The sequence below is a fragment of the Pseudonocardia sp. ICBG1293 genome, assembly GCF_020131355.1.
Classification (GTDB): domain Bacteria; phylum Actinomycetota; class Actinomycetes; order Mycobacteriales; family Pseudonocardiaceae; genus Pseudonocardia.
This window is the reverse complement of the sequence record NZ_JAHLEL010000020.1, coordinates 39598-52477: the sequence shown is the minus strand read 5'-3', so window position 1 is coordinate 52477 and position 12880 is coordinate 39598. Positions and strand designations below refer to the sequence as shown.

Genomic DNA, 12880 nt, shown 5'->3' with positions numbered 1-12880 from the left:
CAGCCGGCGGGCTCAGCCGAGGGCGGTGCGCGGCAGCGGCGCGGGGCCGCCGGGGGAGCCGGTGCTGGCCGGTCCGACCTCGCCGATCCGGTCCAGCGCCGCCGTGACGTGCTTGTCGCCGACGTCGCGGTGGGTCATCAGCCGCAGCTTGCCGGCGATGGCACCGGCCCGGACCCCGGCCTCGGCGAACGCGGCGATCGTGCCGCGCACGTCGGCCACGTCCACCAGCACGATGTTGGTCTGCGGCTCGCGGACCCGCCAGCCGCGCTCCCGCAGCCCGGCCGCGAGCCTGGTCGCGAGGTCGTGGTCCTCGGCGAGCCGGTCGATCTCCTCCAGCGCGACGAGCCCGGCCGCGGCCAGCACCCCGCCCTGCCGGACGCCGCCGCCGAGCATCTTGCGCAGCCGGCGGGCGTGCTCGACGAACTCCGCCGACCCGGCGACGACCGACCCGACCGGTGCCCCGAGCCCCTTGGACAGGCACACCGCGACCGTGTCGGCGCCCACCGTCAGCGCGCCCGGCGGGACCCCGAGCGCGACCGCGGCGTTCCACAGCCGGGCGCCGTCGAGGTGCACCGACAGCCGGGCGGCCCGCGCCGCGGCGGCCACGGAGGCGTGCTCCTCCGGCGCCGTCACGGTGCCGCCCGCCGAGTTGTGGGTGTTCTCCAGGCACAGCAGCACCGGACGCAGGGAGGCGTAGGAGCCGTCGTCGGCGGCGGCCCGTCGCACCGCGGACGCGGTGACCTTGCCGGGGCCCGCGTCGTGCGGCAACGGTCGCGGCATCCCGCCGGCCAGCCAGGCGGCGGTGCCCAGCTCGAAGTCGAGCACGTGCGCGCCCTGCGGGGCGAGAAAGGAGTCGCCGCGACCGAGCCGGCTCATCAGCGCGATCAGGTTGGCCATCGACCCGGTGGGCGTCCACAACGCGTCGGCGGCGCCCAGCAGGCCCGCGACCCGTTCCTCCAGCTCGCGCATCGTGGGGTCGCCGTCGAGCACGTCGTCGCCGACCTCGGCCTCGGCCATCGCCCGGCGCATCGCCTCGGTCGGGAGCGTGACGGTGTCCGACCGCAGGTCGATGGGCTCGCCGGGGGCCGGGGCGGCCACTGCTCCACGCGCACCACTGCGCGGGGACCAGCGGCTTCTGGGTGACGGGCGCACCTCATCAGTGTGTTCCATCCGCGCGGCGGTGAGAACGGCAGGGTCACGAAACGGTCACGGTCACCCCGTCCGACCTGGGCGTGGAGTCCGGTATCTCACTCGTCCGGACGGGTCCGGTCTTGGCACTATGTGACGATGGCCGCCCCGAAACAGACCGAGAAGGGTGAGCGTCGCCGCGCCCTGCTCGTCGCGGCGGCCGCGGACCTGCTCGCCGAGAGCGGGTTCGACGCGATCCGGCACCGCGCCGTCGCGGAACGGGCCGGGGTGCCGCTGGCGGCCACGACGTACTACTTCTCCTCGTTGGAGGACCTGGTCTGCGCCGCGCTGGACCGGCTGGCGCACGCCGAGCTGGCCGACGCGCACGCCTGCCTGGCCCGCCGCGACGACCCGGCCGAGATCGTGCTCGACCTGCTGCTCGGCCCACGGTCGCGCACCGACGGCCTGGACGCGGTCCTGTGCCGGTTCGAGCGGTTGATCGGGTCCGGCCGCCGCCCGTTCCTGGGTGGGCTGTTGCGTGCCCAGCGCGTCGAGTTCGACGCCCTGCTCGACGAGGCACTGACCCGCGCGACCGGCCGCCGCCCGGGCCCGGGGGAGGTCCGCAGACTCACCGCGCTCGTCGACGGCGTCGTGCTCACCGCGCTGATCGAGGCCGACCCCGACCCGCGTGCGGTCGGCCGGGTCGCGCTGCACGACGCCCTGGACGCGCTGCCCCGGACGTGAGCCGTCGCGGGTGTGAGCCTGTGCTCCCACCCGTGGCGGGGCCGTGAACAGCCATTACCATCGCGCCACGTGATTCCCAACGTGCTGGCCGCGCGCTACGCGAGCCCCGAGCTGGTCCGCCTCTGGTCGCCGGAGTACAAGATCCAGCTGGAGCGACGGCTGTGGATCGCGGTCCTGCGTGCCCAGCGCGACCTGGGCATCGAGGTGCCGCCGTCGGTGATCGAGGACTACGAGGCCGTCGTCGAGCAGGTCGACCTCGGCTCGATCGCCGCCCGCGAGCGCGTCACCCGGCACGACGTGAAGGCCCGCATCGAGGAGTTCAACGCCCTCGCCGGCCACGAGCACGTGCACAAGGGCATGACCAGCCGCGACCTCACCGAGAACGTCGAGCAGCTGCAGATCCGGCTCTCGCTGGAGCTCGTCGCAGACCGGACCGTCGCGGTCCTGGCCCGGCTCGGGCGGCGTGCGGCGGAGTACGCCGAGCTGGTCATGGCCGGGCGCAGCCACAACGTGGCCGCGCAGACCACCACCCTGGGCAAGCGGTTCGCCTCCGCCGCCGACGAGCTGCTCGTCGCGCACGCCCGGCTCGACGACCTGCGCTCGCGCTATCCGCTGCGCGGCATCAAGGGCCCGATGGGCACCAGCCAGGACATGCTCGACCTGCTCGACGGCGACGCGGCCAAGCTCGACGAGCTCGAGCAGCGCGTCGCCACCCACCTCGGGTTCGCCGAGGCGTTCACCAGCGTCGGGCAGGTGTACCCGCGGTCGCTCGACCACGACGTCGTCTCCGCGCTGGTGCAGCTGGCCGCGGCGCCGTCGTCGCTGGCCACGACGATCCGGCTGATGGCCGGTGCCGAGCTCGCCACCGAGGGCTTCGCCCCGGGTCAGGTCGGGTCCAGCGCCATGCCGCACAAGATGAACGCCCGTTCCGCGGAACGCATCAACGGCCTCATGGTGATCCTGCGCGGCCTGTCGGTCATGACCGCCGACCTCGCCGGGGCCCAGTGGAACGAGGGCGACGTCTCCTGCTCGGTGGTGCGCCGCGTCGCGCTGCCGGACGCGTTCTTCGCCCTCGACGGCCTCTACGAGACCACGCTGACGGTGCTCGACGAGTTCGGCGCCTACCCGGCCGTGATCGCCCGCGAGCTCGACCGCTACCTGCCGTTCCTCACCACGACCGCGGTGCTGATGGCCGCCGTCCGTGCCGGGGTCGGCCGGGAGACCGCGCACGAGGTCATCAAGGAGCACGCGGTCGCCGTCGCACTGGCGATGCGCGAGCAGGGCCAGGCCGACAACGACCTGCTCCAGCGCCTCGCCGGCGACGACCGGCTCGGCCTGCCCGCCGGCACGCTGGACCGGCTGCTGGAGGACCCGCTGCGCTTCACCGGTGCCGCGTCCGCGCAGGTCACCACGGTGACGGAGAAGATCGCCGGGATCACCGCGAAGCACCCCGAGGTCGCCGCCTACACCCCCGGAGGGATCCTGTGAGGCTCGTCCACTCCGGCAAGGTCCGCGAGCTCTACCTCGACGAGTCCCGCGACCCGGCCCAGCTGCTGCTCGTGGCCTCGGACCGGCTGTCGATCTACGACGTCGTGCTCCCGACGCCCGTCCCGGACAAGGGCGCGATCCTCACCGCCCTGTCGCTGTACTGGTTCGAGCGCACCGGCGACCTCGTGCCCAACCACGTCGTCGGCACCGAGGACATCCCCGCCGAGTTCGCCGGGCGCGCCGTCCGTTGCCGCCCGCTGGAGATGCTGCCGGTCGAGTGCATCGCCCGCGGCTACCTCACCGGGCTCGGGCTGCAGGAGTACCGGCGCACCGGCGCCGTCTCCGGCGTCACCCTGCCCGAGGGGCTGGTCGAGGGCTCGCAGCTGCCCGAGCCGATCTTCACCCCGACCACCAAGGCGCCGGTCGGCGAGCACGACGAGTTCATGACCTTCGACGACGTCGTCGCGCTGCTCGGCGCCGACACCGCGGCCCGGCTGCGCGACCTGACGCTGGAGGTCTACCGCCGAGGCGCCGAGTCGGCGGCCCGGGGCGGGATCATCGTCGCCGACACCAAGCTGGAGTTCGGCCGGGACACCTCCGGCGAGATCGTCCTGGGTGACGAGGTGCTCACCCCGGACTCGTCGCGCTTCTGGCCCGCCGACTCCTACGAGCCCGGCCGGGTGCAGTTCTCCTTCGACAAGCAGTACGTGCGCGACTGGTCCGCGGGCCTGGACTGGGACCGCACCGCCCCCGGCCCCGAGGTCCCCGACGAGGTCGTGAAGGTCGTCCACGACCGCTACGCCGAGGTCTACCGCCGCATCACCGGCACCCCCTGGACCTCGCCCACCGCCTGACCCGCCGTGGACGTCGGGTGTGATCGGCCCGTCGGTGGGACCGGCCGTGCGGCAGGCACTTCCGGGCCGAACTCGCTTACCGGGTAAGCGAGTTCTCGGCCGACCACAGCGGACCGTGGGATGGCCGACCGGGGGCCGGTCCGACCCAGCGCCCGCCCCCAGGAATTTGCTCACCGGGTGAGCAGATCGACGGAAGGGCGGCAACTCGGTCCGACGGCGCCGCAGCGGGCGGCGGGTACGACGGACCAGGACCCCGCGGTCCGACGTCGTCGGTCGGTCAGACGGCGCCGAGGGCGTCGAGCAGGGCCTGGGCGGTCGGGGCGTCGGTGACCAGGCGGTTGAACAGGCCCGCCCGGGCGCCGCCGACGATGCTCGGCACCTTCTCCTCCCCGATGGCGACGGCGATCGTGCGGGGTACCCGGCGCAGTTGCTCCGGGGAGATCCGCACCATCCGGTCGCTGCCCGGGAACGCGATCGGGCGGCCGTCGGCGCGGTAGAAGTTCAGGCAGACGTCGCCGACCCCGTCCTGCAGGCCCTCGTCGTCGAGCGGGACCGAGGTCGAGATCGACGCGCGGCCCGCGGGCGGGGCGCCGACGCCGACCAGGGCGGCCTGGGCGCGCGTCCAGAACCCGGTGACCCGCCGGAACTCCGGGTCCTCGGCGAGCGTGCGGCTCATCGCCGGCGACGGCATGGCCTGGGTGAACAGGAAGTGCGGGCGCCCGTGTCCGCGTTCGGCGACCGACCGGACGATCTCGTTGGTCTGGTGCCACGCCTCGGGCTCGGCGACCCCGCCGACGGTCGGCACGATCTCGCAACCGGCCAGCGCGGGCAGCGCGGTGTGGCTGAGCTCCCACACGGTGCGCCCCGAGGAGACGAGCAGGACCTCGCCCGCGCGCAGTCCGGCCTCGCGCAGCGCGTCGCCGACCGGCTCGGCGAGCGACGCGCCGAGGTCGGTCGCGGTCCGCGGGGCCAGCCACACCCGGTCCAGCCCGAGCGCGGCGGCGAGCCGGGCCGCGTCGTCGCCGCCGGTCCGCAGCGTCTCCGGATCGTGCACGGTGATCTGCACGATCCCGACCCGGCGGGCCTCGGCGAGCAGCCGGGACACGGTCGGGCGCGACACCGTGAGCCGGTCGGCGATCGCGGCCTGGTTGAGCTCCTCGACGTAGTAGAGCCGTGCGGCCCGGTGCATCAGCCCCAGGTCGCGCCGGGAGAAGTCGTGCGGCGCCATCACCGTCCCTCTCCGTGGGTCGCTCCGATCGAACCCTACTGCACGTTTGTTCAAGTCGGAACCGATGTGTTGACGGATGTTCACGGGAGAACGCATGCTCACGGCCAGACGCATGCAGTAGCCCGCATGGCACCAACGGAGGTTTCGCCGTGGCAGAGAACATCCCCACCCGGATGCAGGCGGTCGTCGTGCACGGCCCCGAGGACTACCGCCTCGAGGAGGTGGACGTCCCGAAGCCCGGGGCCGGTGAGCTGCTCATGCAGGTCGAGGCCGTCGGCGTGTGCGCGAGCGACCTGAAGTGCTACCACGGCGCCGCGAAGTTCTGGGGCGACGAGAACCGCCCCGCCTGGGCCCAGACCGGCGTGACCCCGGGCCACGAGTTCGTCGGCCGGATCGTCGCCGGCGACGACGAGGGCCTCGCCCTGCACGGCGTGTCCGTCGGCGACCGCGTCGCCTGCGAGCAGATCGTCCCCTGCGAGCAGTGCCGCTACTGCCTGCGCGGCCAGTACTGGATGTGCGGCCCGCACGACATGTTCGGCTTCCGCAACTTCGACGGCGCCATGGCCCAGTACATGCTGGTCCCGACCCGCGCCAGGGTGCACCGGGTCTCGCCGGACCTGGAGCCCCAGCACGCCGCGTTCGCCGAGCCGCTGTCCTGCGCGCTGCACGCCGTCGAGCGCGCCACGATCTCCTTCGACGACGTGGTGGTCGTCGCCGGGTGCGGTCCGATCGGCCTCGGCCTGATCGCCGGCGCCCGCGCGAAGAACCCGCGCCTGCTGATCGCCCTCGACCTCGACGACGAGAAGCTGGAGCTCGGCCGCCGCACCGGTGCCGATCTCACGATCAACATCTCCCGCGAGGACGCGGTCGCCCGGGTCAAGGAGCTCACCGACGGCTACGGCGCCGACGTCTACCTGGAGGGCTCGGGCGCCGTCCCGGCCGTCGCGCAGGGGCTGAACCTGCTGCGCAAGCTCGGCACCTACGTCGAGTACTCGGTGTTCGGCTCCGAGGTCACCGTGGACTGGTCGATCATCTCCGACGACAAGGAGCTCGACGTCCGCGGCGCCCACCTCGGCCCGCACTGCTGGCCCGCCGCGATCAAGATGCTGGAGGACGGCAAGCTCCCGATCGCCGACATCTGCACCCACCAGGTGCCGCTCGCGGAGTTCCAGAAGGCCCTCGACCTGGTCGGCGACACCTCCGGTGCGTCGGTGAAGGTCTCGATCCTCCCGAACGCGTGAGGGCCGCCATGTCGACGACGACACCGCGCGAGACCTTCCTCGACCGCATCGGCATCCCGCACAGCCTGCGCTGGGGCTTCCTCGGCGTGCTGGTCTTCATGACCGGCAACGGGACCGAGTCCAACTTCATCTCCCCGCACATCGAGGCGGTGCTCGGCTCGCCCGAGGCCACCGTCGCGACGATCATCACCGGCTACAGCCTGGCCGTGCTCGTCGCCAGCTACCTCTCCGGAGCGCTCGCCGACCTGTGGGGGCCGCGCCGCGTCATGACCCTCGGTGTCGCCGTCTGGGTCGTGTTCGAGGTGCTGTTCCTGCTGAGCCTGCAGATCGGCAGCCTCCCGCTGGTCGCCGCCACCTACTTCCTGCGCGGCTTCGGCTACCCACTGTTCGCGTTCGCCTTCCTGGTGTGGATCAACGTCGTCACGCCCTACTCGCGCAACGGCGTCGCCGTCGGCTGGTTCTACGTCATGTTCACCGGCGGCCTGCCCACGCTGGGCTCGCTCTTCGCACTCGGCATGATCCCGGCCTTCGGCGGGAGCACCGGCGGCGAGACCGCCGCGATGGTCGGCTCGACCGCGCTCGTGGTCGCCGGGTACCTGATCGCCCGCTTCGGGGTGCACGAGCCGCACGCCACGCAGCGGCTGGCGCCGGCGGGGGAGACCACCGGCCAGGTGCTGACCGCCGGGCTGCGGCTGACCGCGGCCAACCCGAAGATCCTCATGGGTTTCCTGGTGCGGCTGATCAACACCGCGCCGCAGTACGGCATGTTCATCATCCTGCCGACGGTCATCGCGGTGGACCTCGGCTGGGGCCAGAGCCGCTGGCTGACCATGACCGTGTTCGTCTACGCGACGAACATCCTGGTCAACGCGGTGTTCGGGGCCGTCGGCGACCGGTGGGGCTGGCGTCGCACCGTGCAGTGGTTCGGCGTGTTCGGCTCCGCGGTCGGCCTGCTGCTCTGGTGGTACGTGCCGCAGCTGGTCCCGGCCGGATCGACCTGGGGATTCTGGGTCTCGGTCGCCGCGGGCTGCGTCTTCGGCTGCCTGCTCGCCGGGTTCGTCCCGATGGGCGCGATCATGCCCGCGCTCGCCCCCGACCACCAGGGCGCCGCGATGGCCATGTACACCACCGCCGCCGGTGGTGCGGCCTTCCTCGGTTCGGGTGTCGTCGCCCTGATGCTGGCGCTCGGCACCGGCAACGTCGGCGTCGTGTGGGCCTTCGTCGCCCTCTACGCCGCGGCCTTCGTGATGGTCTCGTTCCTGAACGTGCCGCAGGACGCACCCGAGCCGCGCGCCGCCGTCGCGACCCCCGTGAAGGAGACCTCGTGACCAGGATCCACGACGACCCCGCCACGTTCGCCGACGACCAGTTGGCCGGCTTCCTCGACCTCTACGCCGACCGTGTCCGAGGGGTGCACGGCGGTGTGGTCGCCCACCGTGGCGACGGCGGCCCGCAGGTCGCCGTCGTCATCGGGGGCGGCTCCGGCCACTACCCGGCGTTCTGCGGGACGGTCGGGCCGGGGATGGCACACGGCGCCGTCGTCGGCAACATCTTCACCTCGCCGTCGGCGGCCCAGGCCTACTCGGTCGCGAAGGCCGCCGACCAGGGCCGCGGCGTGGTCTTCAGCTTCGGCAACTACGCCGGTGACACGATCAACTTCGGGATCGCCGCCGACCGGCTGCGCGCCGAGGGGATCGACACCCGCGTCGTCGTGGTCACCGACGACGTCGCCTCCGCCGACGAACCGTCGCGCCGCCGCGGGATCGCGGGCGACTTCACCGTGTTCAAGGCGATGGGCGCGGCCGCCGCACGCGGTGCCGACCTCGACGAGGTCGAGCGCATCGGGAACCGGGCGAACGCCGCGACCCGCACGCTCGGCGTCGCGTTCTCGGGCTGCACGATGCCCGGCGAGGACGAGCCGCTGTTCACCGTCCCGGACGGTCACCTCGGTCTCGGCCTGGGCATCCACGGTGAGCCCGGCATCCGCGACGTCCCGATGCTGCCCGCCCGCGAGCTGGCGGAGCTGCTGGTCGACGACGTGCTGAAGCACGCGCCCGCGGGAGCGCCCGGCCGGGTCGGGGCGATCCTCAACGGGCTGGGCACCACCAAGTACGAGGAGCTGTTCCTGCTGTGGCGCCACGTCGCGCCGCGGCTGCGCGACGCCGGGTACGCGATCGTCGACCCGGAGGTCGGCGAACTCGTGACCAGCCTCGACATGGGCGGCTGCTCGCTCACCCTGATGTGGCTCGACGACGAGCTGGAGCCGCTCTGGCGGGCGGACGCCTACACCCCCGCCTACCGCAAGTCCGCGGCCCCGGTCGCGGCGCTGCGCGAGCCGACCGCCGACGAGCTCGCCGAGGCCGACGCCGTCGTCACCGCACCCGCCGCGAGCGGGGCGGCCCGCGGGCTCGCCGGCACCGTGCGCACCGCCCTGGCGGCGGTGGAGTCGACGATCCGCTCCCACGAGCACGAACTCGGCCGCATCGACGCCGTCGCGGGCGACGGTGATCACGGCCGCGGCATGCTCAAGGGCATCACCGCCGCCACCGCCCGGGTCGGCGAGCTCGGCGACGACGTCGGCGGCGGCTGGGCGCTGCAGCAGGCGGGACAGGCCTGGGCCGAGCGCGCCGGCGGCACCTCGGGGGTGTTGTGGGGTGCCGCGCTCGAGGCGTTCGGGCGGCACCTCGGCGACACCGCCGACGGCTACCCGGCCGCGACCGTCGTCGCCGGGACCCGGGAGTTCGCGACGACGATCCAGCAGCTGGGCGGGGCGCAGGCGGGGGACAAGACCCTGCTCGACGCGCTGCTGCCCTTCGTCGACGAGCTGGAGCGCCGGGTCGGTGCCGGCGAGGGCCTGGCCGGCGCGTGGACGGCTGCCGCCGCGACCGGCGCCGCCGCCGCGACCGCCGACCTGCGGCCACGGATCGGACGGGCTCGCCCGCTGGCCGAGAAGAGCGTGGGCACACCCGACGCCGGGGCGACCAGCCTCGGCCTGATCGTCACGGCCGTCGCCGACGTCCTGACGTCGCAGGAGGAGCAGACGTGAGCGAGAAGCTGCGCATCGTGGTGGGCGCCGACGACGCCGGCTACGACTACAAGGAGACCCTCAAGGCCGACCTGGAGGCCGACGACCGCGTCGCCGAGGTGATCGACGTCGGCGTCGCCGCGGACGGGCACACCGCCTACCCGCACATCGGCGTCGCCGCCGCCCGCACGGTCGCCGACGGCGGGGCCGACCGTGCCCTGCTGATCTGCGGCACCGGGCTCGGCGTGGCCATCTCGGCGAACAAGGTGCCCGGCATCCGCGCGGTCACCGCGCACGACCCGTTCTCCGTCGAGCGCTCGGTGAAGTCCAACAACGCGCAGGTGCTGTGCATGGGCCAGCGCGTGGTCGGGATCGAGCTGGCCCGCACGCTGGTCGCCGGCTGGCTGGACCACCGGTTCGACCCCGGCAGCGCGTCGGCGGAGAAGGTCGCCGCGCTCGACTCCTACGACCGGCGCGACGGCGAGCGCCTCGCCGAGGCGGAGACCGTCGGGACGGACTGCTGATGTTCGACCTCACCGGTTCGGTCGCCCTGGTCACCGGGGCCGCGTCCGGGATCGGCGCCGAGGTGGCCCGGGCACTCGCCGGGCAGGGCGCGGTGGTCGCGGCCGCGGACCTGCGCACCGCCGGCGTCCCGGAGGTCTGCGCGTCGGCGCACGTCGTCGACGTCGCGGACCCCGACGCCGCGGCGGCCTGTGTCGAGGAGGTCCTCGCCCGGCACGGCCGGGTCGACGTGCTGGTCAACTCGGCCGGGATCGCGCTGCTGGCCCCCGCCCTGGAGCTGTCGGTCGAGGACTGGCGCCGCACCCTGGACGTCAACCTCACCGGGTCCTGGCTGATGGCGCGGGCCGCGGGCCGGGTCATGGTGGAGCGCGGGTACGGGCGGATCGTCAACCTCGCCTCGCAGGCGGCGAGCAGCGGGCTGGAGCAGCACGCCGCCTACTGCGCGTCCAAGGCCGGGATCAACGGGCTCACCCGCACCCTGGCCGTCGAGTGGGGCCCGCACGGGGTGACGGTGAACGCGGTGTCGCCGACGGTGGTGCTCACCGACCTGGGCCGCGCGGCGTGGGACAACCCGGCCGGGGAGGCGCACCGCGCCGAGATCCCGGCGCGGCGGTTCGCCGAGCCGCCGGAGATCGCCGCGGCCGTGGTGTACCTGGCCTCGGCCGAGGCCGCGATGGTCAACGGCGCCGAGCTGCGGGTGGACGGCGGGTTCACCGCCCGCTGAGAACGCCCGGCGATCGTCGTCCGCGCGATCCGGCGACTCCACGCGGGGTTCACCTCGGTCGGGTCGGATGGCGGCATGAGCACGCTGCTGGTGTCGTTGTCCGGCCTGACCGACGCCGACGACGCCGACCGCGCCCGCGCCGCCGCGTTCGCCGCGGAGCTCGACCGGCGGGGCGTGCCGCTGACCCACCTGGTGCAGCCCAAGGGGCCCGACGGTCCGCTGCGCCGTGGCGACGACCTCGTCCGCTGGATCGCCGGCCGCGTGCGCGCCGGGGACGACCTGCTGCTGCACGGCTTCGACCACACCGGTGACCCGGTCGGGGCCTGGCAGAACGGCTCCGTGCCGCGGATCGGGCGCCGCACCGAGTTCGGTGCGCTGCCCCGGCACGAGGCCGGCCTGCGGCTGACCGGCGCCCGGCGGATCCTGCTCGCGACCGGGCTGTCGACCGGGGGGTTCGCCCCGCCCGGCTGGGTCGCCTCCGACGGCACCCGCGACGCGCTCGCCGACCTCGGGTTCGGCCTCTGCGCCGACGAGACGACCGTCCGCGCGACCGGTGGTCCGGTGCTGCGCTCGCGGGTCCTGACCTTCCGCGCGTCCGAGCCCTGGCGGGGGGAGCGGCGCGCGGGGGAGCGCCGGCGCGGGCGGGCACTGGAGCAGCAGGCCCTGCGGACCGCCGAGCGCGGTGGGCTCGTCCGGCTCGCACTGCGGGCCAAGGACCTGCGCCGCGAGCACCGGGTCGCGATCGCGCTGGACGCCGTCGACGCCGTGCGCGCGGCGGGCTCCGTCGGCGCCGTGCACCGCACGCTGTTCCCCGCCGCGGCCCCGGCCGCCTAGGAGCTCCCCGGCGACCGGCCCGGTTGTCCACAGTGTGTGTTCGCCTGTGGACAACCGGAGCCACCTGTGGACGGACGTCAGTGCCGCCGCTCGCCGAGCACGCAGAACTCGTTGCCCTCGGGGTCGGTGAGCACCGTCCAGGAGACCTCGTCGGCCGGTGCCCGGCGCTGGCCCACGTCCACCCGGGTGGCGCCCAGCATCAGCAGCCGGGCGACCTCGGAGTCACGCACCCCGTCGGGTCGCAGGTCGATGTGCAGACGGTTCTTGGTCCGCTTGCCCTCCGCGACCGGGACGAAGATCAGCCCGGGGGTGACGTCCTCGGCCGGCTGGATCTCGAACTCCGACGCCGAGGCGTTCACCACCGTCCAGTCCAGGGCCTCGGCCCACCAGCGGCCGAGCCGGACCGGGTCCCGGGCGTCGACGACGACCTGCTCCCACTGCAGCGCCATCAGACCTCGACCGCCGTCTCCCGGTCCGGGACCAGGAGGGTGGTGGCGTCGGGACCCAGGTTGTCGAAGAACCGGTAGTGCAGGGCCGGGTCGGCGAGGGTGCCCTCGTGGATCGGGACCACCGTCCGCGGGGCGACCGAGCGCAGGTAGTCCACGGCCTCGGAGACCTTCAGCCAGGGGGCGCCGGTGGGGAACAGCAGCGTCGCGAGCTCGGCGACCCCCGGGGGCACGTAGGCGTCGCCGGGGTGCAGCATCGCGCCGTCGACGAGGTAGCCGTTGTTCGCCACCAGCGGGACGTCCGGGTGGATCTGGGCATGGTCCCCGGAGCCGACGACGGTCACCTCGGCGCCACCGAGCGTCAGTACGTCGCCCGGGGCGGCGGTGCGGGCGTCGATGCCGTCGAGCTGATCGGCGGTCTGGCCGTCGGTGACCAGGGCGGCGTCGGGGTTGGCGCGCAGCAGCGTGCGCAGCGCGTCGGCGTCGACGTGGTCGAAGTGCTGATGGGTGACCAGGATCGCGTCCAGACCGTCCAGGGTCTCGAAGCCGGTCGAGAACGCGCCCGGGTCGAACAGGAGCCGGGCCGACCCGGTGTCGACCAGGACGCAGGCGTGGCCGTAGTGCGTCAGGTGCATGGGACCAGCAT

The 12880-nt window shown here is 73.9% G+C and carries 13 protein-coding genes; 9 read left to right on the top strand and 4 right to left on the bottom strand.

The features are described 5' to 3' along the window. Nucleotides 1-12 precede the first annotated feature (12 nt). Nucleotides 13-1098 carry a low specificity L-threonine aldolase gene (locus KPF47_RS11145; RefSeq protein WP_224388708.1) on the bottom strand — a complete coding sequence of 362 codons (1086 nt, stop codon included), beginning with the start codon at nucleotides 1096-1098 and terminating at the stop codon, nucleotides 13-15. A 189-nt stretch (nucleotides 1099-1287) separates the two neighbouring features. On the opposite strand from KPF47_RS11145, the gene KPF47_RS11140 reads away from it, so the two are divergent. From KPF47_RS11140 to KPF47_RS11130, 3 genes are all read left to right on the top strand, one after another. After that, nucleotides 1288-1872: a TetR/AcrR family transcriptional regulator gene (locus tag KPF47_RS11140; protein ID WP_224388706.1), complete on the top strand. Its 585-nt coding sequence runs from the start codon at nucleotides 1288-1290 to the stop codon at nucleotides 1870-1872. Nucleotides 1873-1941: 69 nt separating this feature from the next. Continuing rightward, a complete protein-coding gene (gene purB / locus KPF47_RS11135) occupies nucleotides 1942-3360 on the top strand; it encodes an adenylosuccinate lyase (protein WP_224388704.1) in 1419 nt (472 codons plus the stop codon). Then, entirely contained in the window at nucleotides 3357-4214 is an 858-nt protein-coding gene (locus KPF47_RS11130) for a phosphoribosylaminoimidazolesuccinocarboxamide synthase (protein WP_224388702.1), read from the top strand. The genes purB and KPF47_RS11130 overlap by 4 nt, the downstream gene beginning before the upstream one ends. A 277-nt stretch (nucleotides 4215-4491) precedes the next feature. On the opposite strand, the gene KPF47_RS11125 is transcribed toward KPF47_RS11130, so the two are convergent. After that, nucleotides 4492-5442, bottom strand: coding sequence for a sugar-binding transcriptional regulator (locus tag KPF47_RS11125; protein WP_224388700.1), 951 nt, complete (start codon nucleotides 5440-5442; stop codon nucleotides 4492-4494). Nucleotides 5443-5591: 149 nt separating this feature from the next. Between KPF47_RS11125 and KPF47_RS11120 the strand changes: the two genes are divergently transcribed. The 6 genes from KPF47_RS11120 (at nucleotide 5592) to KPF47_RS11095 (ending at nucleotide 11788) form a co-directional block, all read left to right on the top strand. Continuing rightward, entirely contained in the window at nucleotides 5592-6683 is a 1092-nt protein-coding gene (locus tag KPF47_RS11120; protein ID WP_075332873.1) for an alcohol dehydrogenase catalytic domain-containing protein, read from the top strand. Nucleotides 6684-6691: 8 nt separating this feature from the next. Continuing rightward, nucleotides 6692-8011, top strand: a complete 1320-nt coding sequence (locus tag KPF47_RS11115) for an RbtT/DalT/CsbX family MFS transporter (protein WP_224388698.1) — start codon at nucleotides 6692-6694, stop codon at nucleotides 8009-8011. Next, complete coding sequence (locus tag KPF47_RS11110) at nucleotides 8008-9729, top strand: dihydroxyacetone kinase family protein (protein WP_224388696.1); 1722 nt, start codon at nucleotides 8008-8010, stop codon at nucleotides 9727-9729. The genes KPF47_RS11115 and KPF47_RS11110 overlap by 4 nt, the downstream gene beginning before the upstream one ends. After that, nucleotides 9726-10232: a ribose-5-phosphate isomerase gene (locus KPF47_RS11105; protein ID WP_224388694.1), complete on the top strand. Its 507-nt coding sequence runs from the start codon at nucleotides 9726-9728 to the stop codon at nucleotides 10230-10232. The genes KPF47_RS11110 and KPF47_RS11105 overlap by 4 nt, the downstream gene beginning before the upstream one ends. Then, a complete protein-coding gene (locus tag KPF47_RS11100) occupies nucleotides 10232-10954 on the top strand; it encodes a GolD/DthD family dehydrogenase (protein WP_224388692.1) in 723 nt (240 codons plus the stop codon). Before KPF47_RS11105 ends, KPF47_RS11100 begins: the two co-directional genes overlap by 1 nt. 75 nt (nucleotides 10955-11029) lie before the next feature. After that, a complete protein-coding gene (locus KPF47_RS11095) occupies nucleotides 11030-11788 on the top strand; it encodes a DUF2334 domain-containing protein (protein ID WP_224388690.1) in 759 nt (252 codons plus the stop codon). A 77-nt stretch (nucleotides 11789-11865) separates the two neighbouring features. Here KPF47_RS11095 and KPF47_RS11090 read toward each other — a convergent pair whose 3' ends face one another. Continuing rightward, nucleotides 11866-12237 carry a VOC family protein gene (locus KPF47_RS11090; protein WP_224388688.1) on the bottom strand — a complete coding sequence of 124 codons (372 nt, stop codon included), beginning with the start codon at nucleotides 12235-12237 and terminating at the stop codon, nucleotides 11866-11868. Then, nucleotides 12237-12869, bottom strand: a complete 633-nt coding sequence (locus KPF47_RS11085; RefSeq protein ID WP_224388686.1) for an MBL fold metallo-hydrolase — start codon at nucleotides 12867-12869, stop codon at nucleotides 12237-12239. Before KPF47_RS11085 ends, KPF47_RS11090 begins: the two co-directional genes overlap by 1 nt. Nucleotides 12870-12880: the final 11 nt, after the last annotated feature.